Here is a 24,602-nt window from a genome sequence, read left to right as displayed (position 1 = left end):
TATGCGGACCATAAAGTCCGCATAATTATAGTCCCATTGCTAACAGAGTTCGTAACGAATACAGATTACGCCGAACCCTATACAAACGACTGGAGGAACAAACATCTATGTTAAAAATCTTCAAGTATCTAAAGCCGGAAGAATGGCTGATGGCGGGCATCAGCTTGATCTTCATCGTCGCCCAGGTTTGGCTTGATCTTAAACTCCCCGATTATATGGCGGAAATCACAACGCTGACCCAGACCCCCAACAGCGCCATCAGTGACATCTGGCTCAATGGCGGTTATATGCTGTTGTGTGCCTTGGGAAGTCTGGCAGCTGCCGTTGTCGTCGGTTTTTTTGCGGCGAAAATAGCCGCCTCCTTTTCCCAGCGGCTGCGCAGCCTATTGTTCAATAAGGTTGAATCCTTTTCTATGGAAGAAATCAACCGTTTTTCAACGTCAAGTCTGATTACACGTTCCACAAACGACATCACCCAAATTCAAATGCTGGTGGTCATGGGTCTGCAATTAGTGATTAAAGCTCCCATTACAGCGGTATGGGCCATCACCAAAATCTCGGGCAAAGGCTTTGAATGGACCATGGTCACAGGTGTCGCCGTTTTGATTATGATCATGATGGTTACCTTTCTGCTCATCGTTGCCATGCCCAAATTCAAAAAGATGCAGACCCTTACCGACAACATCACCCGTGTCACAAGAGAAAATCTCACCGGCCTGCGCGTTGTCCGCGCCTACAACGCCGAGAATTATCAGGAAGAGAAATTTGAGACGGCCAACGAAGAGCTTACCAGCACCCAGATGTTCACCAACCGCGCCATGGCAGTCATGATGCCGGTGATGACTGTGCTGATGAGCGGGCTGTCCCTGGCGATTTACTGGATAGGAGCCTATTTGATTGACGCGGCAGGGGCCTTGGATAAATTAGGCCTGTTTTCCAACATGGTCGTCTTTTCCAGCTATGCCATGCAGGTTATCATGTCCTTTATGATGCTGGTCATGATTTTCATTATGCTGCCTCGCGCCAGCGTTTCGGCCAAACGCATCAACGAAGTACTGGATACGGAACCCCAGATTTTAGACGGAACAAAAACCGATGGTCAGCCTGGCCTGCGCGGTGAAGTTGTGTTTAAGTCTGTCAGCTTTAAATATCCCGATGCTGCGGAGCCTGTCCTTGAGGATATCAGTTTTACGGCATCCCCCGGTGAGACCGTTGCTTTTATCGGCTCGACCGGAAGCGGCAAATCAACCCTTGTCAACCTTGCCCTCCGCTTCTTTGATGCAACCCAGGGAGAAATATTGATTGACGGCGTCAATGTGAAAGATTATAAGCTGGAAGCCCTTTTCAATAAAATCGGCTATGTCCCCCAAAAGGCAGTGTTGTTCAAAGGCACGGTAGAATCCAATGTAGCTTACGGCGATAACGGCGGCGAAGGCTATCCTCTGGACGAAGTGAAGAAGGCCGTACAAATTGCCCAGGGCGCAGACTTTGTTGAGAAAATGGACGGCCAATACCAAGCTGCCATTGCTCAGGGCGGAGCCAATGTATCCGGCGGTCAAAAGCAGCGGCTGGCCATTGCCCGAGCGGTGTGCCGCAAGCCGGAAATCTATATTTTTGACGATTCTTTCTCAGCCCTTGATTACAAGACCGACCGGGTTCTGCGCAGTGCGCTGAAACAGGAAACCGCAGGTGTAACCAGCCTGATCGTAGCCCAGCGCATCGGCACCATCATGGACGCCGACCAGATTATTGTGCTTGATGAAGGTAAAATCGTCGGCAAAGGAACACACAAAGACTTACTCCGCGACTGCACTGTCTATAGAGAAATTGCCATGTCGCAATTGAGCGAGGAGGAATTGGCATCATGAGTGAGAATTCCACAAGAACACAAAATGGCGGCCCCATGGGTGGGCCGGCAGGTGGTTCCCCCGGCATGGGGGGCGGCGAAAAAGCAAAGGATTTCCAAGGAACATGGGGCAAGCTGATCCGCTACTGTAAAGGCTATCTGCCCATCATTATCACTGCCCTTGTCATCGCGGCTTTGGGTACACTCCTGCAAATCATTGGTCCGGACCAATTGAAGAACATGACCAATGAGATTGCCAAGGGGCTGCCGGCCCTGATCAACGGAGTTCCTGTGTCTGGGGCCATCGATTTTAACGCTGTCTTCAATATTGGCATGCTGCTTGTCTGCTTCTACGCAGCCTCAGGTATCTTCAGCTTTGCCGAGAACTTTATCATGGCCACGGTAACTGCTAAACTATCGAAAAATATGCGTACCGATATTTCCAAAAAGATCAACAAACTGCCCCTCAAATACTTTGATAAAACAAGTTATGGCGATGTCATCAGCCGCGTAACCAACGATGTTGACGCCATTGGCCAAACCCTCAATCAGAGCCTCGATAATTTAGTGAGGGCAGTCACCATGTTTGTCGGTTCCCTGGTCATGATGTTCTACAACAGCTGGATTCTGGCCCTGGTTGCCATCGGCTCCACTTTGATCGGGTTTGTCCTGATGGCTCTCATCATGTCCAAATCGCAAAAGTATTTTACTGTGCAGCAGCAGGGACTCGGCGATATCAATGGCCACATTGAGGAAATCTATTCGGGCCATAATGTTGTCAAAGCCTATAACGGCGGCAGCAAGGCGAAAAAGACCTTTGAGGAGATCAACACGTCCCTGTATGACAGCGGATGGAAATCTCAGTTTATGTCGGGGATGATGATGCCGATTATGGGTTTCATCGGCAACTTCGGCTATGTGGCGGTGTGCGTAGTCGGCGCGGCCCTGGCCATGAAAGGCACGATCTCCTTCGGCGTCATCGTTGCCTTTATGATCTATATCCGCCTCTTTACCCAGCCCTTATCCCAGTTGGCTCAATCCATGCAGCAGCTGCAAAGAACAGCCGCCGCCAGTGAGCGTGTCTTTGAATTCTTCGCTGAAGAAGAGTTGGCCGATGAAGGCCAGCAGCTCAAAAAGCTGGAGAATGTCAAAGGCCACGTGGAGTTTCAGAATGTTCACTTTGGCTATGAGAAGGACAAAACCATTATCAATAATTTTTCCGCTCAGATCAAAGCCGGCCAGAAGGTCGCCATTGTCGGCCCTACCGGTGCGGGAAAAACGACCATGGTCAATCTGCTGATGCGCTTTTATGAAATCGACAGCGGCGAGATTCGCATAGACGGTATCCCCATCAGCCATGTGAGCAGAGAAAACGTCCATGACCAATTCTGTATGGTATTGCAGGACACCTGGCTCTTTGAAGGAACCATCAAAGAAAACATCATCTACAACAAGCAGGGCGTTACCGATGAAGAAGTGATCGCCGCCTGCAAGTCTGTGGGCATCCACCACTTTATCCGCACCCTGCCCCAGGGCTATGACACCCTACTCAATGATAAAGCCAACCTGTCGGCAGGCCAAAAGCAGCTTGTGACCATTGCCCGCGCGATCATTCAAAATTCACCGCTTCTGATCCTGGACGAAGCGACCAGCTCGGTAGACACCCGTACGGAAAGGCTTGTACAGAATGCCATGAATAAGCTGACTCAGGGCCGGACATCATTTGTAATCGCCCATCGCCTGTCCACCATCAAAGATGCCGATCTGATTTTGGTGATGAAAGACGGCGACATCATCGAAAGCGGCGATCATGAGGAACTCCTCGGAAAGGGCGGATTCTACGCCGAACTCTATAACAGCCAATTTGAGCAGGCCTCATAAAAAAACTCATAAAAGCAAAGGAGCAGCCGATGATCATTGAACGCAAATCCAAAGTCAATCTTCCCGATCTCACAGAGCAGGATGGGCATCTGTTTCAAAGCTCCCGGGAGGATGCCAGAACCTCCTTGATCAAGCTCGCCCAAACCATGCAGATCTATAACGGCGCCATGAAAGTCGTCAGCGCCAAACTGGAATTACTCGATGATGAATTTCAATTCAGCAACAAGCATAATCCGATTCATCATCTTGAATGCCGGATTAAAAGTCCCCTCAGCATTGGCAAAAAGCTGCAAAAGTACGGCTTGCCGCTTACGGTCGAAGCCGCTCGGGAGAGAGTTCTTGACATCGCCGGCATCCGCGTGATTTGCAATTTCCTGGATGACGTCTATGCGGTGGAGAAAATGCTCCTGCAACAAGCCGATGTTACCTTGGTTAAACGGAAGGACTATATTGCGCAAGCCAAAGAAAACGGATACCGGAGTTTGCATCTTGTCGTCAAAGTGCCGATTTTCCTGTCCGGCAGCACCGAAGAGATTCCGGTGGAAATCCAACTGCGCACAGTTGCCATGGACTATTGGGCCAGCCTGGAACACATGTTGCGATACAAAAATAATGACAGCGATACCCAACAGTACGCCGCCATGTTGCTGGATTGCGCAACTACACTGGCCGACACGGAAAAAAAGATGCTGTTTATCCGTGAGCATATTGAAGAATAACGGAAAGTATGACCCTCTGGGGTAAAGCCTAAAACGACCTCCTTACTGTTTTGAGTAAAGAGGTCGTTTCACGTCTTAATGAGCTATTGATTTCCAAACTATTCAATCCCCCACCTTTTCATCCAGGCATTTCAGGAGGAACTTTCTCAGATTTTTTTGATACTCCCCATGCACATTCTTATCGATCTTAACCAGCAGGCCCAGTTCATACACCACTTCTTTGAAGGCCCTTTCCAGAGCTTCCATTTTAAAGGCGGCTTTATGGGTAGCATTCTTGATTTGGGCGGCAGTAAGCTGGTTCCGCAGCTTTTCATTGTTTTTGAAGAGCTGCTTATCTTTGAGCTTGCTGTTCTCAGCCTTCCTTTCAGCTACTTCCTGTTTCAATCCCTGCTTTTCCTTTTCCAGCTCCCCTGCCTTGAGCTTCAGCCCATCCCGCTCTTTTTCCAATTGGCTGTTTTTCTCCTTTTCCCCCTCCAGAGCTTTCTGGAGCTCCCTGCTCTCCTGCTCAGCCTCCTCTTTTTCCTGCCTGACCTGCTCCCGCTCCTTGATGGCCCTCTGCAGCTGACGTACGGACATATTTTCGATATCCAGCTCGGCGATGAACTCTGCCCGCTCTTCTTCCGGAACATCCAAAAGGGTCAGTGCCTGGGAGTACGATAAAATCGGAAACGTCTCAGATTTTGCTTTTTCCCCCTCCGGGGAGTCTCCCCCTGCCTGCCCGTACTCCCGGGCAACTCTCATATAATTTTCCGCCGTAGCCTGGGAATACTCTACATACTCTTCCAGCCATTTTCCCCACTCCCCGTGAGGAAGAAGGGCTTTCGCCTCTATCAGCCGCCGGCCGATCTCCACGGCGCAGGTTAATTGGATTCTCCCACTGGACACTTTATAACTGTTGATCTCCGCCGCGATGACCTGGGGGGTGCGTTCCTTTACTTGTTCACTCATGCCCATCCCTTCCCGGGTTTTTAATACAGTATATGGACCTGATGTGACAGGTGTGACAACCCGTAACAGTAGCCGGAAAAATTTCTCTGTGTGACAACCTGTAACAACTGCCGGGGAAACTTCATAGGATGTAGGGACAGCCCGGGTCTGTCGATTCATCAGGAATCCATCAAATATAGGTAGGTGATTAAGATGGCAATCGAAGGAATTCCTTATTCTGCGGCATTGGTGGTGGTCTACCAAACGGGGTTTTCCCCTCTTGGAGCTCCCATCACAAGGCAGAAAACGTTTAACTCGATCCGCTTTGATGCGCCTGAAGAAGCTGTATATGACGCAGCACATGCGTTGTTTGGTTTGACGAAGCATCCGGTTCTCGATGTGTTTTTTCGAAAAACATGGGAACTGGCGGAGGAAGAATAATAAAAAAATAATTGAAATAAGGAGGCTTCAGAATGGCCATATCAAGTAATAAAGTGGCGCGATTGGTATTCACCACCGCCGGTGGTGGAACGTTCACTCTTACTCTTTCCGATCCAAGGGAAGATGTGCAGGTGACTGAGATCGTGGCCGCTATGGAATCCCTCATCGCAAGTGATATCTATCTGACAGCTACCGGAGCTTTAACCGGGATCAAGGATGTAAAGATTGTCGATACGACAGTCAACGATCTTCTCGATCCCGCTGCCGGTTGATCGATAGACTGAGAACAAACCCATAGTCTATTAAGATAACCGAGGCTGCGGCCTCGGTTATCTTATTCTCCTCTAACATCTGAAATCTTATCTTCATTACCCGTGAAATTCTTTGTAATACTCTATGTTTCAGATACGCCTGTGCGATTTTGCGAAAGGTTAACATCCTCTTCTTTCGCCGCCAAACTGTATGCCCCCTCTTGCATTGAGGAGCGGAATTTAATATATAACTTAAGATATTCACAAGTCAAGTGATCTCAAAAACGGTAGCATTAACATGCAGTGCTAATCGTCCACTGAGGAAGGAAAGCACTTTTAGCTCACCGCAGAGAGCATATAAAACCCGGCTCCTAATGGGCCGGGCTTACACTCCCTGACAAAATCTTATGGTGTTCATAGGTATCTGTCCAGGCAGAGGACAACTTTTGAGCTACAGCGATACTCATCTACCTGCTATAACCAGGACTCAATGCCGCGAATACCTGATCCAGAACCTCATAGACAGCTGCGGGCTGGGCCGGTTTGTTCAGAACCCGGAGCGGGGATACGGCTTCAAAGTCCCCCGGCCCCTCCGAGGCAGTGACAAAAACGATGGCACAATCCTTATTGCGCTGCCGGATGGACGAGACGGTCTCCAGACCGGTGATATTTTTCATCCGCTGATCCAGAAAATAAAGATCAAACCGGGTGGGGTTTTCCTGGAATTGCTCCAGAAGGTCCTCCCCGCTGCTGAATTCAGACAGGCTAAACCGGATTCCGGAACGGCTTTCATACTCCTGGATGATCAGCTTTAGGTAGACTCGCTGAAGGGCACCATCATCACACAGGCAAATATTCAACACGACGCCCCCCTTTCAGCAAACCCGGAAAAACCGGGAAAACCGGGCGTAGACTCATAAACCCGGCTCCTTATCCGGGCCGGGCTTATGCTCTGTGGGAATGCTCTACGATTCATAATTATATACTTCCCCCTTTTCCGCCCGGCACCGGACCGGACCCTTTATAAGAGTCCGGCTCCGGCCGCCCGGCGGTGATCAGGGGAAATTAAAAGACGCATGCAAGGGTTTATCCCTACACATGCGCCTGAATTCATACTGTCTCATGTTTACTGCTCTCAAGTCGCACACAATCAGCACACCCCCGGACCGGCAGCCGATTATACCCCCAGGCCCGCGTACTGTTGTACTGGAGCGAGGGGCATTGTATAATGGATCTGTCGTCGTGGACAGCTTGCTGTTACGTGTAGGTGCTTCTACACCTTGCGCGTGCCTGTAAGTGCTGCTACACTTGCGGGCCGCGGCGGCCTTTTAATTTCCACCTGAATCCATTATAGGGGTATCGGGAGGGAATTTTAAGCCAAGTGGATAGTGAAGATCGGGATTTTATCCCGGGATGGCCTCTTATCTTCGTTTGCATTCTATGCACATCGTTCTGGAATAGGAATTTTCGAGGATTTTCTATACACCAACTTATTGTGCGCTTACAAAGTATGATCCTCTGCGGTAAAGCCTAAAAACGACCTCCTTACTGTTTTGAGTAAGAGGTCGTTTTACGTCTTAATCCGCTATTGATTTCCAAACTATTCCTTTATTCCTATGTGGGGAATCAAAAGCCGCTCTCGTTCTATAACTAAAAAGTATATTTATACAATTGCCAAATTCTCTGTAACCCTCTATCTCAAATTTCCGAACACTTGGCTATTTGAGATAGAGGGTTACAAGCAGCGCTTAGCCAGTATGAGAGGTTAGTTTTTCGTTTCCTTCTCTATTCGCAGGATTTCCTCCTGGGAGAGCTTGGTCGCCTTGGCTATCACTTCCGGACTCATTCCCATACTCAGCATGGTTCGGGCCGTCTCCCTTTTCTCTTCTTGTCTGCCTTTCAGTTCTCCTTCTTGCCTGCCCTCTTCTCTGCCCTCTTCTCTGCCCTCTTCCCGGATCCACTGTTCAATCTGGGTCATTTTCAACACCTCCAACAATTTCCTTTTATTACTTTCGGACATAATCTTGTCGGTGATCACGATCAACGCAGCAATGGCGAATACTTTCGTCTTTTCATCGGTAGCCTTAGCTAGTTCGGCCGCTTGTATCGCCAGCTCTTCTTCTTGTTGCCTGCTTTTCATGAGTGGCAGAAAGATCAGTTTCAGGGTATCCGTCTCATTTAAGAGCTGACCGCTTTCGATCTTGGCTTTCAGTCTGTTGTATTCCTGATCTCCATTATAGTCCTTCATGTAGATATTCTCGACCTGATAGAGGATGGAACCGCAGTCCAACCGCTCCTTGGCTTGTTCGATATGACCGGAATAGACGACGAAGGTGCGGATCTGACGCTCCTGCCGGCTCGCCAGCCGGGCGTCGTAGTACAAGAAACGCTTTAAGTCCCGTTCACAGGCTGTGGTCTGGAATTCCAGGTGCAGTAAGGTGTCATCCTCCAACAGAAAGATGATATCACTGCGAGTTTCCTTGGCATCAATCGTCGGATGGGCGGAAGGGAGCAACGTTTTGATTTTAGCCGTTTTAATCCCGAAAACGTCCAGAGTTTTATTTCTAAACTGTTCGGCTAAAACTTTCATAAGCACATCATTGTTATGATAGGATATCTCGGTGTTCAAATCTATTCTCCTCTCTTTATTTTATTACAGAAGGTTGCTCTTGACAATGAGGGACAATTTCTATTTATAGAATATCAGAACGTATGTTCTCGTTCAAGAAAATTATGGATATAATTTCTCTGGAAGTTTCCCTATACACGTAATAAGAGGGTGTCGCAAAACGTTTGTGAGAAAACGTAATGCGGCCCCCTCTTTTTCTTGAGGAAAAGGCCGAACAAGAGGAAGAGAGCCTCATTTAAGCACTCTTTTGAACACAGCAAAGCAAGGGAAGACCCTTTCCCCTGTAGACCCTCTTCTGTTTTAGATCACGCTGCTTTAAGACGATGTAAATGGCTTCCACAACGCCCCGATTGAATCTTGTTGTGGAGTTTATTTATGTTAAACGCTGTAGCCAACAGCCACAGCTCAATCTGTACTTTCACCTGCCCGCGTAAGAGGAAACGTCGAAAATTCATGTCCTGCTTCAACACACCGAACGCTCCTTCAACTTGGATGGAACGATTGACCCTCAACACAATCCCTTCATCACTCTGGATTCGGGTTTCCATCGCTTGACGCTGTCTCTGAAAGGTCTTGGAGACATAGAGGTTCTTGCTGCGCTCTTCCAGGGGTTTGGGGCTTGAGCCTTTGATGCATTTGGCTTTATGAGGGCAACCCTCACATTGAGTACACGAATAGACGGTGGTCACGATAGGATAGTCGTTTTTGGACTTGGTTTTCTTTTCATAAGCCGCTTGTAGTCTGTGGCCCGCATGACAGATATAGGCATCGCTGTCTGCATCATAGGGCATATTCTCCCGTTTACCGATATCGCTTTTATACTTGCGGGTTTTGGCCCGATCATGGTTGGCGGGCTTGATGAAGGCCATCTGACCGTTGTCTTCGCACCAGGTATAGTTCTCTTCGCTCTCAAACCCTGCATCCGCCACCGGTTTAGTGTAGCCAAGGCTCTTAAGGGTTTTCATCATAGGAATAAAGGTATTCACATCACTGCGCTCCTGAGAGATGAGGGCACTGACGATGTATTCGGCATCGACGGCTAAGACGGCATTGTAGGCCGGTTTGAGCTGGCCATTTTTCATGTGGTCCTCTTTCATCCGCATGAAGGTTGCATCCCGGTCGGTCTTGGAAAAACTGTTTCGCTCTCCGAAGCTGTGGTTGTAGTCATCATAGTTTTTCTGACGAGCCAGATACCCTTCAACCGTTTCAATGGCTCTCTGCAAGGGAGATTTTCTCTTGCCTTTACCATGAACGAATGTCTGCTCACCTTTGAGAGCGTAGAGGTGTTTGCGCAGCTTCTTTAAGTCCTTGGTCCGGATCTTTTCTCTGACATCAAAGCGCAGGCCTAGTTCAGCGGCCAGTTTGGGTAACTCACGTTTCATCTTGGCCTGCATCTTGGTTTCATGGTTTTGAGTGGATTTCTTCCATACGAAACTATACCGGTTGGCATCAGCTTCTAGTTTGGTACCGTCGATAAACACGCTGCAAAGGGACAGTTCACCTAATTCGGACAAGAGCTGGACCAGTTGTAAAAATAAATCCTCCATAGCATCCGTCAGGCGTTCACTACGAAAACGGGCAATGGTAGCATGGTTGGGGGCGGGAGCTCGGCCCCACAGGTACATAAAATTGATATCGCGCTGACAAGCCTGTTTCAGCTTGCGAGTGGAATAGGTCCCGTTCATATAGCCGTAGACCACAATTTTGAATAGATTCTCCGGGGAGGTTTCGATTCTCCCAAGGCGGGAGTAAGCAGCGCGCAATTTACTGTAATTCATCCTTTCCAAGACACTGCCCAGAAGCCTTACCGAATCATCGGCCGGGATTAATTCTCCAATATCCATAGGAAGAACCAGTTGATATACACTCCCGTTTGATGTATAATCTGGCCGTAAAGTATGGGCGTTCATCAACTTATATTTTACGGCAAAAGAGGGCTTCTGGCATCTGCCAGTCGCCCTCTTTTCTTATTTTTTTCTGACTGTCTTACTGCGACAGCCCCCGGACTGTGGACAAAAAATCTTTATTACAAAAGCTCATCCTTCTTCTCAAGAATCGCTTCCGCTGCTGCGCAAGCGGGACAATCGCAATATTTTACCCCGGCCTCCTTGAGTTCCCTGGCATGGGCTTCCATTTTCTTTACCCTTTCTTCACCAAATATCCGCACACCGGTTGCTGACTTTGTAAAGGCAATCAGTCCGTCGATGGGCATGATGTCCATTTCCAGTTCCGCGATTAGCTTTTTGGTCTGCTCCGCTTCCCTGTCCGTCCCCATAGCATCCAGCCAGTTCTGGGCAGCAGCTTTGGCCTCTGGGCAGCTGGGGCGCGCACTTAGCAATTCCTTTGCTTTCTGGGCAACATAGTCCTTTACATCCTGGTTCATGGTTTTCATCCTTTCTTTTATATCATATATTGTCACTCTGCTTAAGAAAATATCTCCGCTTCGGCCGCGGCGGATAAAAGAGCACCGAAGGCTTCGTCAGACGAATATCGGTAAACCCCGGGATCACCCGCACCGTTTCCGGCAGCTGGGGATCATTGAGGTCCAGGGTTGTCAAGGCCCCTGTGGTGCAAGCCTCCACACAAGCCGGCGGCAGCCCGTGATCCTGACGGGGATAGCACATCTGGCAGCGGGTCACCTTATTGGTATTAATGTTGTACTGGGGTGCATCATAAGGGCAGGCCTTGACGCAGAGACGGCAGCCGTTGCAAAGGGAAGAATCGATCTCCACGATGCCGTCTTTTCGCTTATTAAAGGCATGCTGGGGGCAGACGCGGAAACATTCCGGGCTGTCGCAGTGGTTGCAGGCCATGGACAGATAGGTCCCCAGATCTATTTCCTTGACATGCCGCCAGTGGATATTGGCCGGTGTATGATTTTCATTGCGGCAGGCCATCTCACAAGCCCGGCACCCTATACAGAGATTAGCATTGAACAGAAAGCCCTTTCTCTTAAACATCGCTGCGCACCCTCCTGAGATTGACCCGGCAATCAAAATAAGGGATACTTTCCCCATCTTTTCCCTGACCGCTGATCAGATGATTGATGGGATAACGGTCGCTTTGCTCCACCAGAATAATTTTCTCCGGGAGGTAGGGATTGATTTTAGCCCGACCACTTACAGTGCCCTGCTCATTATAGATTTCAACCCAGGAATCTTCCCGGATATTATGCTTGCAGGCGATTTCCTCCGCCAGTTCAATCATGGGTTCTTCCCTATGCTCAGCATTAAGCCAGGAAAGAGTCTCATATTGGGTATGGAATTTAAGCAGGGATTGGGGCGTAAGCAGGTGATAAGGAAGCAGTGATGACTCCGTTTCTCTCACATCCTTAAAAAGCTGCGGCTGAACTCCTGGGAAGCAATAGTTCCAACCGGAGAGCAAGCTTTCCTTCTTCCTTCTATAGGAATGCCGCTTAAGATCAGCAGGCTCCTCCAAACCATAAAGCTCCCTAACCTCCGGAGACAACTCCCCTGCTATCCAATCCCAGGGTTCTTTTTCCGCGGGAAAATTAGAAAACCCTGGCTGGAGTTCGTTGAGTTTACGGGTTAACTCCCGGGCAATCTGCAAATCACTCTTGGCTTCATAGAAAGCCGGCAGGACTTTTTGATTATAGGAAAGCCAGTGGTGCCAAAAGCTCACATGCAAATCCTCCTCTTCAAAGAAGGACGCAGCAGGCAGAACAAGGTCGGACTGCCGGGCGGTGCTGTTCAGATAGAGATCCACGGTAATGATCAACTCCAGGTGTTGAAACAAATCGCGCCAAGCCCGTAGATTGTAATCCTGGGCCAAAGGGTTGCCGCAGGAAACCCACAGCATGTTAAGAGGCGGCTCCTGAAGCTTCATCGCCTTGCCCGGAAAATCGTTGACCGGCACCTCCCGGGAAGAGGTGAGCAAAGGCTGCTTTACTCCCTGATGCTTGACTATATGCAGAGGAAATTCCTCCTGAGGCCGGTGGCGGAAATAGACTCCCCCGCCGACCGAACCAAAACTCCCTGTCAGAGCGGCCAGAGCACTCACGGCCTTTACCGATTCTCCGCCACTGGGATAGCGCTGCATGCCGAAACCCAGCCAATTAGCGATTGGATGAAAGCGGGCATACAGATCGGCTAATTCTTCAACGACCCTTAAATGGACACCGGTGTGGGAACAGACTTCCTCCAGAGTAATCCCCTCAAGCCCTTGCTTATATCGATGAAACTCTCTGGTTTTTTGCCCAATGAACTCTTTATCGATCTTGTCACTTTCGATCAATAGTTTAGCGATCCCCCAAGCCAGCCAGGCATCGGTTCCCGGATTGAGCTGAACATATAAATCGGCTCTGTTGGCTGTATGAGTAAGGAGCGGATCGATAACCACCAATGGAGTTCCCTTTTGGCGTGCTTCATAGATAAACTTCATTTGATTGATATTGGTATTGGCCGGATTGGCTCCCCAGATCACGATCAAGCCGGCATCGCTCATCTTCTCCGGATCAGGATTTCTTAGTTCACTTACGGTCTCCCTCAGTGCGGTTTCCCCGGTAGCGGAACAAATATCCCCGATGGGCCGGGTATGAGGACCCATGCCTGCGAACATTCCTTCCACGGCCTGATGCAGCAAACCGGCATTGCCATTCCCTTTATAATATCCTAAGCCCAGATTGGAGCCATAGCGGGCATTCAGTTCGATAATTTTGGAGGCGATAATTTCGTAAGCCTGATCCCAGGAAATCCGCCGCCACTCCCCTGACCCCCGCCGCACCTGACGCAAAGGGTACTTCAAGCGATACTCGTCCAAGGCATATTGAATTAAGGAATACCCTTTGGCACAAAGCCTTCCCCGGGTATAACCATGTTCGGAGTCTCCCACAACCCGGGTCAATTTACCTCCGCTCATATGGGTAATCATGCTGCAGGAACCATAACAATGCCGCGGACATGTATTGCGAAACGTTGGCATACCCAACACCAGCCTTTATTAATGTTTAAGGTCCTTTTCAGGGCAGTAGATGAATCTTGTGCAGCCGCCGGATTTTAAAAGCCGCGGCCAGATCCAGACGTGTATTAATATCTGCTAAGGAACGTCCGAGAATGGCCTCGATTTTATTTAAACGGTAACGAAGGGTGTTGCGATGTAAAAAAGTGGCTTGGGCTGTTTTATTCATGTCAAATTGGTTATCCACGAGACTCTCCAATAGCCAAACCAGGTTATCTTCACCGTCATCCTCTTCAGGCAAATCTCCCAGAACATGATGATAGTATTCTTTCAAATCTTCCAGGTCATGTTTGTATAGGATTCTTTCCAGGCCCATATCGCTGAAAAATGGCACCTCAACTCCCAGCAGGCTTCCCATCTCGCAAGCGACTTTGGCTTCCTGGTAACTGCGAAAGAGGTCATTGGGTTGGGCGTAGGTTTGCCCTACTCCGCAGACGACCCGATAATTGGGTACTATAGCTTTGAATTGACTGGAAATGCCATCTATTAAGGAGCTGATTTTCAGTTTCCGCTCAGCCGCCTTTTCACTCTCCGCAAGCAGAATGGTCACGACTTCATTTCGATTCACTGTCGTTGCCGGATTTTTATAGTATCTATTAATCAAGGTTCGATCCACAGTCTTTTGCAGCACCTCCATAAGGTGCCAGTCGGGAGAGTGAGACTCCAGATCAGGTACCCTTAAAAGCAGCACCATATGGGGTCGGTGGAAATCCCAGCCCCACACTTCTCCCATCGTCATAATATCTTCGTTGCGTTTAAGGTTGCCATAGAGTAAATCATAGAAAAAAGCGTTCTTCGTTTTATGTTTTTCCTGCTTCAGCTCCAACTTGTTCTGAAGGTGGATAGAGTATAAGGATAGGGCCGTTTCCATAATGGCTTGAAACTCCTCAAAGTCCGGCTTGACTTCGTCATACATCACAAAAAGATACCCCAATATCCGACCATTGGGGGCGATGGCCCAGCCCGCCCCTTTCAGGTGCAACGCTTCAGTTGATATGGTGCAGAGAAATAAGGTCTCGTTATCCTCCCGCTCCCCTTCTATTACAATCTGAAAGACATCCAGATCCGGGTGAAGAAGTGTTGTGGATAGGGTCTCATAAGTCGGAGTAGAAACCAAGACAGGTTGATTCAACACCTCAGCAATAGCGCAAGTAAGAGCGTCCAGCCCTTGGCCGGATGTTTTAAGAAGCTTCCGCATGTAATTTGGCATTGAACTGAGGTTACCCATAATGCTTCATCTCCTCCCTCTTCTCCCTTGGTTCGCTCATAGGATTCCAATCACTCGTAGTTTAGCTTATCTGACCCTAAAATTTCAACCCAAGATTTATCCCTGATTTATCCATTGGTTACGGTGCACAATAACCTAACCGGCACTTTGTGCATGTGAACATTTGATTTATTAAGTTCCATTATATAATGAAACCAGACTTAGGAAAAGTCATTGGCCTTTCACGATTTACTTGCCAAGACTGATGGTAATATTTGAATTTGAGGCACTGCAACTTCGAATGTTATTATTAGTGCAAACAGTGTCCGTAAATCGTGACTGCTACAGCCAATACCGACGGAATAAGTCTATGGATATTTCGTAATTAAGAGGAGGTTAAAGGTGTGGCAAATCTTTTCCAAAAAATTACCGAAAAACAAATAAGCCGCAGAACATTCTTAGCGGCAACTGCGGCCGGAACGGCCAGCCTGGCGCTGGCCGGCTGCGGCACTGCCCTCGCTCCGGTGGGAGCGAATTATGACGCAGCCGCAATTAACGGAGAAGGACAATGGATACCTGCCGCCTGTTGGTTTAACTGCGGCTATAAATGTTATAATGCCGCCCTTGTCGTGGATAATGTGGTTGTCCGCCAGAAAACCGATGATACCCACCCGGATAGCTTCAATAATCCGCAGCTGAGAGGATGCCTGCGCGGGCGGGCCCAGCAGCAACAGGCATTTGGTGCCGATCGGCTCAAATATCCTATGAAACGCAAGCATTGGGAACCGCTTACCGGCGGAGACAAGTCTTTGCGCGGCAAAGATGAATGGGTTCGGATTTCCTGGGATGAGGCCCTGGATTACGTAGCTGCCGAGTTAAAAAATGCCAAAGAGAAGTACGGGAACAGCTCCATCCTGATGCCTACCTGGGGAGATAATTTTTGCGATTTTTATAATGCCATTAATGGGTTTGGCGGTTATACCACCGTGCAGGATACTTCATCGGTAGGCACATACCTGCATGTATCCGGCATATTGGGCATTCTGCCTGCCGGTATGAACGATGCCAATGACCGTTTGGATCTGTTAAAGAGCGAGACCATTGTCCTTTATGGCTGTAACCCCGCCTGGGCTTCAGCAGGATTGCCCAGTTACAACCTGGTGCATGCCAAAGAGGCCGGGGCGAAGTTCATTTATGTCGGCCCCAGCTATAATGAAACAGCTAACTTGGTCGATGCCAAGTGGATACAAGTTCGCCCCGGTACAGACACGGCCTTCCTGCTTTCGATAGCCTATGTGATGGTTACTGAAGACGACCCCCTCAGCAATCCAATTATTGATTGGGATTTTCTTAATCGTTGCACCGTCGGTTTTGATGCCGAACATATGCCGGCTGATGCTGCTCTTAACGAAAACTTTAAGGACTATATACTGGGCAAATACGACAACCAGCCCAAAACTCCCCAATGGGCTTCAGAAATCTGCGGTACCCCTGTCGAAGATATTGTTTGGTATGCCAAGGAAATGCGCAAGGACAAGAAGGTTACCGTTTTACATGCCAGTGCGCCGGCCCGCTGTAATAATGCCGATGATTTTCCTCAAATCTTAATGACAGTGGCAGCTATGGGCGGTCATTTCGGTAAACCTGGTCACGCCTGTGGCTCCGGTCAATACTATCAATCCACCAACTGCGGTCCGAACTTGGTTATGATGGGCGCTTCAGGTGCTCCCGTGATTCCCAATCCTTGTACAGATATCATTACAGGTCCTGAGCTATGGGATGCTGTACTCAGCGGAAACTATAACCGCACCGGGCCAGCCCTCTGGGGAGATCTGGCCAGTGTTGGCCCTAAGGATATTGATATCCATGTGATCATTCATTCTTGGCGAAACAGCCTACAGACTACCCAAGGTGTCAAAAAAGGCATAGAAGCCCATCGCAAAGTGGACTTTGTGGTAAGCTGTGCTTATTCCTTAAACGCCAGTGCTCAATACTCTGATATCGTGTTACCTATTGTTACTCAGTGGGAAAGACAAAGCTCTTATTTTTATCTTGGGTTTTATAACCGGGATGTACAATTCTTCCCTTCTAAGGTAATAGAGCCCCTCTATGAGGCGAAGAGCGATCAGTGGATCGGCATGGAGCTTTGCAAGCGGTTAGGAGTTGATGTGGGCAAAGCCTATCCTATGTCCGAAGAGCAGCAGTATTTTAATATCATTGCCGGAACTACGGTTATTAATAAAGAGGGCACCGGCTATGAGACCTTGGTAACGATCACTGAAGAAGACCTTTCATGGTGGGCATCAAAGTACGGAAAAACAGATGGCAAACCGCAACAAGGCAGAATCGGCCTGAAAGAACTCATGGAACAAGGGAAGTACCAGATTGAACGCCATGAGGGAGATAACTTTGGCCATATTACCTATGAAGCCTTTGTCAAAGATCCGGAAAATAATCCCCTCGGTTCAAAAAGCGGGAAGTTTGAAATTTATTGCCAAACCAAAGCCGATCGAATTAACGCCATGGGACGCAGCACCCTCAAACCCTATCCGAGTTATATACAACCTTTAAACGGTTATGAGCAAAGCTTCAAAGACTGGGGCAAAAAGATCAAGAGTGATTACCCATACCAGGTAACCAATCCTCACTATTTAAGGCGGGCACATACTGGTTTTGACTATTTATCCTGGCTGAGAGAGGCAATGCCCAATCCGGTATTTATCAGCGCACAGGATGCCGAAGAAAAAGGCATAAAAGATGGTGATACCGTACTTCTGACCAATCCCCATGGCAAGGTTATACGTCAAGCCAGTGTCAGCCAGCGGCTTATGCCCGGTTATATTGAGCTGCCTCACGGTACCTGGTTAGAGTTAGATGAAGCTACCGGTATCGACAAGTCCGGGTCTGATAATTACCTTTGCGCTCCTATTACCAGCGGTCAAGGCGTTTCCGGCTATAACACTCAATTGGTTAATATGGAAAAGTACGACGGAGCGCCACTTACACATGACTACTTATGGCCAATGAGAGCCGTTAAACTCTAAACGAAGGAGGAAAAACAAAATGGCCTTAGGATTTTATTTTGATGTCAATAAATGCATCGGCTGCCGCACCTGTCAAGTAGCCTGCAAGGATAGAAACCGGTTGGATGTGGGCATTTTGTTCCGCAGAGTCAAAAGTTATGAAACAGGGTCGTATCCCGACGCCAGGGTGTATCATTACTCCAGCGCCTGCAACCATTGTGAGGAGGCCAAATGTATCCAGGGCTGTCCCACGGGCGCCTTGCATTTCGCTGATGACGGGACCGTCCAGCACGACAGAAAAAAATGCGTAGGCTGTAAATACTGTACCTGGAATTGTCCTTACAACGTCCCGCAGTTTATTGAAGAAGCCGGCGTTATCGGCAAATGCGACAGCTGTAAAGACCTGCGCGACGCCGGAGAAAATCCGGTTTGCGTCGACGCCTGCCTTATGCGCTGCCTGGAATTCGGTGATCTGGACCAACTGGCTGCCAAACATGGCGCTCACCTGGTCAAGGAATTGCCTGTCTTGCCCTCCGCTCAGGTGACAAATCCCTCTTTATTGATTAACCCCAGGAATTTCTCTCTGGACCCCAAGTATAAAGAAGTAGAGGTGTAAACCATGGAAGAGTTCGCCTTGATTATATTCACCATCTGTGTTCAGGCGGCTGTCGGCCTGATGGTATTTACGGCTGTTGCCAAGCAATTGAATAAAACCGGCGTTTTTAAAATTGCTGTGGCCGCTTCCGCAGGTTTAGCTGTGGTTGGCCTGCTCGCTTCCTTCCTGCACCTGGGTCACCCCCTTGCGGCTGTCAATACTCTCACAAGATTCGCCACCTCCTGGTTAAGCCGCGAGATTTGGTTTACCAGCGCCTTTACCGGCTTGACAGTGTTCGCCGTTTTGCTCCTTTACTTTAAACCTGCGGCTAAAAAGGCGCTTAACACTTTAATTATCCTGGCTGCCGCTATTGGCCTGATTGATGTATTGGCTATGGCTTCGGTCTATACGTCCTCCAGCGTTGCCGCCTGGCAGTCCGGCTCAATTGTTGTGGAATTCTATGCCGCCGCAATTTCCATGGGAGCACTGCTTTTCCTCGCCTTAAGCGCCAAGGAGGATACCGGCAGGATGAGAAAAATTGTCGCCATTTCCGTAGCTGCAGCCTTTGTGATCCAAGCTGTCGTCATGCTCCCCTATTACAATAGTTTCGGGGGTAGCGACAACCTTGCCCTCCAACAAAGTCATGCGATTCTCAGCAGCATGACACCGGCCATGGTTCTGAAATGGGCTGCCATTCTTGTCGGAGCCGGTCTGCTCTTCCTCCCTGCCAAGGAAAAGAGCAAGGAGGTGCCTATTATTCTTGGGGCCACTGCCCTGGTCTTGCTTGGTCAGATCGTGGGACGCTATCTCTTCTTTGCCATTATGATTGTATCCTAGCAAAACCTTACTTCCGCTTTATTTTCCTCTTCCCGCTTTTTACGGGCGGGAAGAGGATTCGCTACTCTACTTATAGAAGGATGATGAAACTATGGTTCAGGATGTTAAGCTGGTTATCTTCTCCATCGGCCTGCAAGCTGCTATTGGCATCATGATCGCCATGATGGCCACTGTTAAAATGAATGGCAGCAATGAATATAAACAGGCTTCGGTTGCTTCTGCTTTATTGGGTATGATCGGCTTTCTGGCTTTTGCTTTTTATTTGGGCAGGCCGGCGTTTATTTTTAATGCCATATCCCAATTCAGTCATTCCTGGCTGTCGCGGGTACTGGTCTTTTCTCTTCTTTTTATTGGGCTTGCCATCATTCATGCCGTAGTGCAATATGTCAATCCTTCCATTAAGCGTTTTGGCTGGACTGCCGGTGTCGTTGGTTTGATTGATGTTATCTCTATGGCTAATGTCTATATGAGCACCAGCCGCCCTGGTTGGCAAAGCATCGTTCCCCTTATAGATTTTTTAGCGGTTACAATTATCTTGGGAGTTGCGTTCTTTTTGACCATTCAATCCAGTGGGCTAGCTATAAAAAGCCAAAAAATGTACGGCCTGATCGGGCTGTCCAGTGCAGTTATTCTAGGGGTAGTAACTTTTCTCAATTATAATAGTTTTGATACCCCAAATACTGTTCTGCTCCTTGGCATTCACCTTCTCCTGTTTCTGACAGGCGCTGTTTTATTGTTTATTCCCTCGTTGAAACCCACCAAGGAACAGACGGGTTCCGGAAGAATGTCAATGGTCTATATAGGCACGGCAGCTTTAGGCGGCGGCTTAATGGTGAGCAGATATTTGTTTTATGCTGTTCTTATTACCGGCAGCGGACTTTAGACTTTAAAGGAACACAGCAATGAATCATGAGCGTTTTTCCATTCGGTATATCACTATAATCATCCCAGTTGTTCTTATCTTGGCCGCTATCGTCTACCAGCAGTTTGTAAACAAGCAGGAGACAGTTGCTTTCATTCAGCATCTCGAACCAGCAGCCTCCAGATGCGAACCGATTGCCGGGGTTAGCGGATATCTTGCCTATAAGTTATGGGATAAGGATGACACTATCCTGGGTTATGCTGTGGCAGCTGGTGCCTCCGGATATGGCGGGCCTCTCAGCGTCTTAGTCTCTCTCGGAATGGATGGCACCCTTAAGAATGTGATCATTACCGAGAATTGCGAAACCCCCGCTTATTTCAATCGCGTGCTGAATGAAGGCTATCTGAACAAATTTATCGGCAAACATGCCCATGATCCCTTTGAGCCCGGACAGGATCTTGACGTGGTAAGCGGAGCTACCTATACTGTTAAAGGAATCGCCCAAGCTGTTCGCAAGGGCTCCTGGCAGGTAGGCAAACATGAGCTGGGCCTCCAAATTCCTGCCGGGAACCGCTTCTCGCTGGGTTGGCAGGAGCTTGGGCTGATTATCTTATATGGCCTGGTATTCATCGCTGTATCACGACGGCGCCATGCATTGCGCCCCTGGGCCTTAGCCATCTCCCTTCTCTTTCTGGGCTTTTTCCTCAACGCTGCCTTGAGTCTGGCGAATCTCACCAGCCTCATCAGCGGCAATTTACCAGCCCCCTTGGAACGTCCCTTCTGGTATCTATTGACGCTGGGAGTTCTTATCCTTACCTTACTCTGGGGGAGAAACTTCTACTGCGCCTGGCTTTGCCCCTTTGGCGGACTTCAGGAGGGTATCTACAAAGTCCTGGGGTTTATGAAGTTCAATCCTACGTCTCCAGTGACGGCTCTGGCTCACAAAATTCGCTGGGGCATCCTCTGGGCCGCAGTGATGGCGGCGCTTATCTTCAACAATCCCAGTATCGCCAGTTATGAACCTTTTGCGGTAAGCTTTGGCGGTCAAGGGAATCTCGGCCACTGGCTCACTCTAGGTCTGGTCTTGATAACCGGGATCTTCATCTACCGTATTTGGTGCCGTTTTGTTTGCCCGGTTGGGACTGTGCTTAACTTCCTTGCTTCTGTAAAGGGAAGAACCAGGATGCTCTTCCGCCCCACTGGACCAGCAAATCAGCCTGTTGATTCGATTTTCGAACATCCCGGTCAAGATCCCATACGCTGGGCTGATTTGCTCGGCAAAGAAAAAGTATTTCCTGGTATTTTGCTTGTGTACGTTCTCTTGATTATCATAACCTTGTCTCTGAATATCCTATCAATTTGATAAAGGGATTTTGGTGCCTTCCGCAATTTCCTCTGAAGAGATCTCTACATCGAAGGAAGGTGAATAGGAATGGCTTTGGGGTTTTATTTCGATATCAATAAATGCATTGGCTGCCGAACTTGTCAAGTAGCCTGCAAAGATAGAAACCGGTTGGATGTGGGCATTTTGTTCCGCAGAGTCAAAAGTTATGAAACAGGGGTGTATCCCGACGCCAGGCTGTATCATTATTCCAGTGCCTGCAACCACTGTTCCAATGCCAAATGTGTTAAGGGATGTCCTGCCGATGCGTTGTACTACGCCGATGATGGCACAGTTCAACATGAAAAAAATGAATGCATCGGCTGTCGATACTGTACCTGGAACTGTCCCTATGGTGTTCCTCAATTTATTGAAGAAACCGGCACCATCGGCAAATGCGACAGTTGCAAGGGGTTGCGTGACAAGGGCAAAAATCCGGTTTGTGTGGATGCCTGTCTTATGCGCTGCCTGGAATTTGGCGATTTAGATGAGCTTGCGGCAAAACATGGTGCAGATGTCATTCAGGATTTGCCTATTCTACCTTCCTCAACATTGACAAATCCATCCGTATTAATTAAGCCTAAAAAATGCGCTTTGTCTCCCCATTATAGTGAAAAGTACTTCTAGCCTATGGAAAAATCTCAACCCAAAAATCCGTAAAGGCGGTGCTTGCTATGGCAACACAAGATGATGGAATTGCTATAATTTTAGCCAACCGACACTATATCTACCAGCTGCTTCAGCATATTTTCGGAATCGAGCCGAACCGGGAACTGCTTGACATCGCCACCAACCAACACACCCAAGAAGCCTTGGAATTGATGCTCGATGAGGAAAATTGCGACCTTAATACTTACTTGGCTTTGCTCACAGAATTAAGGCTGGCGCTGTCCGCTGATCCCGACCCCACCCTGGATAAGCTGACCAGTGAATATACCAGCTTAATGATCGGTCCCCATAAGCTGCCCGCTCCCCTCTGGGAATCTGTCTATGTGACCAAGGAACGGGCGCTTTTCCAGGAAAGCACTCTCAAGGTACGGCGCACCTATCTGAACTATCAATTCCTGCCGGCCAATTATCCTCACGAAGCTGATGATCACCTGGCCTTTGAGCTGGACTTTATGGCCCATTTAGCGAAGTTAACTCTGGAAAGGTTTGACCAACAGAGGATAGATGAGGTTATAAAACTGCTGACCGATCAGAAAGCCTTTCTACAGGACCACTTACTGGTTTGGATTGGGGATTTTGCTCAGGATATTCAAAAATCGAAAACTCATCATTTTTATCCGCAAATGGCAGTCTTGACGAAACAGTTCTTAGAAACGGATAATTTAGTTCTCGATGAACTGTTATCTCTAATTTAGGATCACTTACCACTTCATATAATCCTATCCTAAAAGCCTGCCAATCTGGCAGGCTTTTCTATATATCTCATTCGGGTGTTGTTCTGAGTGAAGCAAAGGTCTTATTGAGCGATTAAAACCTTCGGAATGATTCTTCCGAGGGTTTTAATCTATTTTTCACCTCTTTTTTGAATTTATCAAAAGACCGCCATAATAATCCTAACTTAAACCTACCGTATTGATCACCATGATGACATAGAAGAGATAGCGTCCCAGAATCTGGCCGATGACCACTAAAGCAGCCCCAAGATAGAATGTGAGGCTTAACGTCCCTTCAGCCGTTGCCGCCACTTCAACAGCGGCTTGACCTGCCTGAACATTCATGTTCCCTTTACTCATGGGGAATAATAGCACTCCTGCACCGAGAAGAATGAAGAGCCATTTCACAGCCATGATTCCGCTCATACTGTTCAAGAGAGCAAGACTTTGCCCGGCAGCCGCATTCCCGCTGGTTCCCAGCTGGATATAGTAGAGCACCATAGCTGCTACCTGCACAATTACCGCAGCCCCCACTGCCAAGGAGGCAGTTTTTTTCACTTTAGCAGCTTCCTGCCCGCTTAAAGCGAGGAAGATGACTGCTCCCATGGAGATGGCAGCAGCATAAAACTCTACATAAATCGAACCGTGCTGCCAAGCCGGAACAGATGTGAAGTTATAGATGGAAACCATCATATAGACATCTGCTAAACCTACCACTGCGGCAAGAAGGGCCAGGGCCTTGACGGCCCCTTTGGCCCCAGGCTTAACAACCGTTACTATTGCCGTTAATATGGTTAATCCGGTAAAAACACCGGTAAACCAAATTTCACGGCTCAGCCAGGAGGTGCTGAATTGAGCAAGGGAATTCAGGGCTGAAAGGGGTTTCCCTAAGTGCATAAGAGAGGCAAGAAGCCCGATAACGGCCAAGGCGGCGGCGGTTAGAACAGCTGATTTAAACTGTCCTTCCTTGCTGAAAGACTTGCCCAGAGCCACAAAGGACATCGTGCCAATAGCTGCCTGAATGCAGATTGAGAATAGGATTAAGGATAAATTTTCCACTGATTACACCTCTTTTTCACGAGAATTGGAGTCTAAAGCACAATCTTTGGGCTTAATCAGCACTGATGGATTCGTAAGCTTTGCTGACGGCAAAATGGGCAATTCCTGAACAAAGCGGTCGCCATACTTTGCCTTAAGTTCATCTAAGTCCCCAAATTCCAGACACCGCATAATACAGGCATCCACACAGGCTGGGTTTTCTCCGCGGTCACGTAGCCCCTTGCAGCTGTCGCATTTCCCCACGATGCCGCTTTCTTCAATGAATTGAGGTGCGCCATAGGGGCAGTTCCAGATGCAATATTTACAGCCGATGCATTTATCCTTATCATGCTGCACAGTACCATCTTCTGCATAATGCATGGCGCCGGTGGGGCACCCTTTGACACATTTGGCCTCGGCACAGTGGTTGCAGGAAGAGGAATAGTTAAAAGCATCAGGTCGTGGATAAACGCCGGTCTCAAAATTCTTTACCCGGCGGTATAACACGCCAATATCGTTATTATTTTTATCTTTGCAGGCAATCTGGCAAGTGCGACAGCCGATGCAGGCTTCCATATCAAAGTAAAAACCCTTTTTACCCATTTT

General features: G+C 48.5%; 22 protein-coding genes. 12 read left to right on the top strand and 10 right to left on the bottom strand.

Features of this window, described 5'->3' with window-relative positions; genetic code table 11:
• Positions 1-107 precede the first annotated feature (107 nt).
• The 3 genes from BUA14_RS13890 to BUA14_RS13880 are packed head-to-tail and all read left to right on the top strand — an operon-like array spanning position 108 to position 4,446.
• Positions 108-1,868, top strand: a complete 1,761-nt coding sequence (locus BUA14_RS13890) for an ABC transporter ATP-binding protein (RefSeq protein WP_072773134.1) — start codon at positions 108-110, stop codon at positions 1,866-1,868.
• The gene (locus tag BUA14_RS13885) at positions 1,865-3,727 is read left to right on the top strand and encodes an ABC transporter ATP-binding protein (protein WP_072773133.1); all 1,863 of its coding nucleotides are present in this window, start codon (positions 1,865-1,867) and stop codon (positions 3,725-3,727) included. Before BUA14_RS13890 ends, BUA14_RS13885 begins: the two co-directional genes overlap by 4 nt.
• A gap of 29 nt (positions 3,728-3,756) precedes the next feature.
• Positions 3,757-4,446 (top strand): GTP pyrophosphokinase, encoded by a 690-nt coding sequence (locus BUA14_RS13880; protein ID WP_072773132.1) that lies wholly within the window; start codon positions 3,757-3,759, stop codon positions 4,444-4,446.
• Positions 4,447-4,548: 102 nt separating this feature from the next.
• Here the strand turns inward: BUA14_RS13880 and BUA14_RS13875 are convergent, their stop codons facing one another.
• The gene (locus tag BUA14_RS13875; protein WP_072773131.1) at positions 4,549-5,394 is read right to left on the bottom strand and encodes a DUF3102 domain-containing protein; all 846 of its coding nucleotides are present in this window, start codon (positions 5,392-5,394) and stop codon (positions 4,549-4,551) included.
• A gap of 192 nt (positions 5,395-5,586) precedes the next feature.
• On the opposite strand from BUA14_RS13875, the gene BUA14_RS13870 reads away from it, so the two are divergent.
• Complete coding sequence (locus tag BUA14_RS13870; RefSeq protein ID WP_072773130.1) at positions 5,587-5,814, top strand: DUF1659 domain-containing protein; 228 nt, start codon at positions 5,587-5,589, stop codon at positions 5,812-5,814.
• Between the two features lie 32 nt (positions 5,815-5,846).
• On the top strand, positions 5,847-6,086 hold the full coding sequence (locus BUA14_RS13865) for a DUF2922 domain-containing protein (protein WP_018307246.1): 240 nt from the start codon (positions 5,847-5,849) through the stop codon (positions 6,084-6,086).
• A 446-nt stretch (positions 6,087-6,532) separates the two neighbouring features.
• On the opposite strand, the gene BUA14_RS13860 is transcribed toward BUA14_RS13865, so the two are convergent.
• The 7 genes from BUA14_RS13860 to BUA14_RS13830 form a co-directional block, all read right to left on the bottom strand.
• Positions 6,533-6,928, bottom strand: coding sequence for a response regulator (locus BUA14_RS13860; protein WP_084078637.1), 396 nt, complete (start codon positions 6,926-6,928; stop codon positions 6,533-6,535).
• A 902-nt stretch (positions 6,929-7,830) separates the two neighbouring features.
• Positions 7,831-8,694, bottom strand: coding sequence for an Rpn family recombination-promoting nuclease/putative transposase (locus tag BUA14_RS13855; RefSeq protein WP_084078635.1), 864 nt, complete (start codon positions 8,692-8,694; stop codon positions 7,831-7,833).
• Positions 8,695-8,999: 305 nt separating this feature from the next.
• On the bottom strand, positions 9,000-10,604 hold the full coding sequence (locus BUA14_RS13850; protein ID WP_026198991.1) for an IS1182 family transposase: 1,605 nt from the start codon (positions 10,602-10,604) through the stop codon (positions 9,000-9,002).
• Positions 10,605-10,720: 116 nt separating this feature from the next.
• Entirely contained in the window at positions 10,721-11,077 is a 357-nt protein-coding gene (locus BUA14_RS13845; RefSeq protein WP_072773127.1) for a molecular chaperone Hsp90, read from the bottom strand.
• A gap of 22 nt (positions 11,078-11,099) precedes the next feature.
• Positions 11,100-11,654: a 4Fe-4S dicluster domain-containing protein gene (locus BUA14_RS13840; RefSeq protein WP_005814572.1), complete on the bottom strand. Its 555-nt coding sequence runs from the start codon at positions 11,652-11,654 to the stop codon at positions 11,100-11,102.
• On the bottom strand, positions 11,647-13,635 hold the full coding sequence (locus tag BUA14_RS13835) for a molybdopterin-dependent oxidoreductase (RefSeq protein ID WP_072773126.1): 1,989 nt from the start codon (positions 13,633-13,635) through the stop codon (positions 11,647-11,649). Before BUA14_RS13835 ends, BUA14_RS13840 begins: the two co-directional genes overlap by 8 nt.
• 37 nt (positions 13,636-13,672) lie before the next feature.
• Positions 13,673-14,899, bottom strand: coding sequence for a PucR family transcriptional regulator (locus BUA14_RS13830; protein WP_072773125.1), 1,227 nt, complete (start codon positions 14,897-14,899; stop codon positions 13,673-13,675).
• A 383-nt stretch (positions 14,900-15,282) separates the two neighbouring features.
• On the opposite strand from BUA14_RS13830, the gene BUA14_RS13825 reads away from it, so the two are divergent.
• From BUA14_RS13825 to BUA14_RS13795, 7 genes are all read left to right on the top strand, one after another.
• A complete protein-coding gene (locus BUA14_RS13825) occupies positions 15,283-17,922 on the top strand; it encodes a molybdopterin-dependent oxidoreductase (protein WP_072773124.1) in 2,640 nt (879 codons plus the stop codon).
• Positions 17,923-17,941: 19 nt separating this feature from the next.
• Entirely contained in the window at positions 17,942-18,517 is a 576-nt protein-coding gene (locus tag BUA14_RS13820) for a 4Fe-4S dicluster domain-containing protein (RefSeq protein ID WP_072773123.1), read from the top strand.
• A gap of 3 nt (positions 18,518-18,520) precedes the next feature.
• Complete coding sequence (locus BUA14_RS13815) at positions 18,521-19,333, top strand: dimethyl sulfoxide reductase anchor subunit family protein (protein ID WP_072773122.1); 813 nt, start codon at positions 18,521-18,523, stop codon at positions 19,331-19,333.
• A gap of 91 nt (positions 19,334-19,424) precedes the next feature.
• Entirely contained in the window at positions 19,425-20,216 is a 792-nt protein-coding gene (locus BUA14_RS13810) for a dimethyl sulfoxide reductase anchor subunit family protein (RefSeq protein ID WP_072773121.1), read from the top strand.
• A 19-nt stretch (positions 20,217-20,235) separates the two neighbouring features.
• Positions 20,236-21,558: a 4Fe-4S binding protein gene (locus tag BUA14_RS13805; protein ID WP_072773120.1), complete on the top strand. Its 1,323-nt coding sequence runs from the start codon at positions 20,236-20,238 to the stop codon at positions 21,556-21,558.
• Between the two features lie 69 nt (positions 21,559-21,627).
• Positions 21,628-22,203 carry a 4Fe-4S dicluster domain-containing protein gene (locus BUA14_RS13800; RefSeq protein WP_072773119.1) on the top strand — a complete coding sequence of 192 codons (576 nt, stop codon included), beginning with the start codon at positions 21,628-21,630 and terminating at the stop codon, positions 22,201-22,203.
• A 47-nt stretch (positions 22,204-22,250) separates the two neighbouring features.
• Positions 22,251-22,940 (top strand): TorD/DmsD family molecular chaperone, encoded by a 690-nt coding sequence (locus tag BUA14_RS13795; protein WP_072773118.1) that lies wholly within the window; start codon positions 22,251-22,253, stop codon positions 22,938-22,940.
• A 198-nt stretch (positions 22,941-23,138) separates the two neighbouring features.
• Here BUA14_RS13795 and BUA14_RS13790 read toward each other — a convergent pair whose 3' ends face one another.
• Positions 23,139-24,017, bottom strand: a complete 879-nt coding sequence (locus BUA14_RS13790; RefSeq protein WP_072773117.1) for a dimethyl sulfoxide reductase anchor subunit family protein — start codon at positions 24,015-24,017, stop codon at positions 23,139-23,141.
• 3 nt (positions 24,018-24,020) lie between these two features.
• Entirely contained in the window at positions 24,021-24,599 is a 579-nt protein-coding gene (locus BUA14_RS13785; RefSeq protein ID WP_072773116.1) for a 4Fe-4S dicluster domain-containing protein, read from the bottom strand.
• Between the last annotated feature and the right edge of the window lie 3 nt (positions 24,600-24,602).

This window comes from Desulfitobacterium chlororespirans DSM 11544, assembly GCF_900143285.1.
Lineage (GTDB): Bacteria > Bacillota > Desulfitobacteriia > Desulfitobacteriales > Desulfitobacteriaceae > Desulfitobacterium > Desulfitobacterium chlororespirans.
Note: the sequence above shows the minus strand (reverse complement) of the source record. Positions and strands in the feature narration are given on the sequence as shown.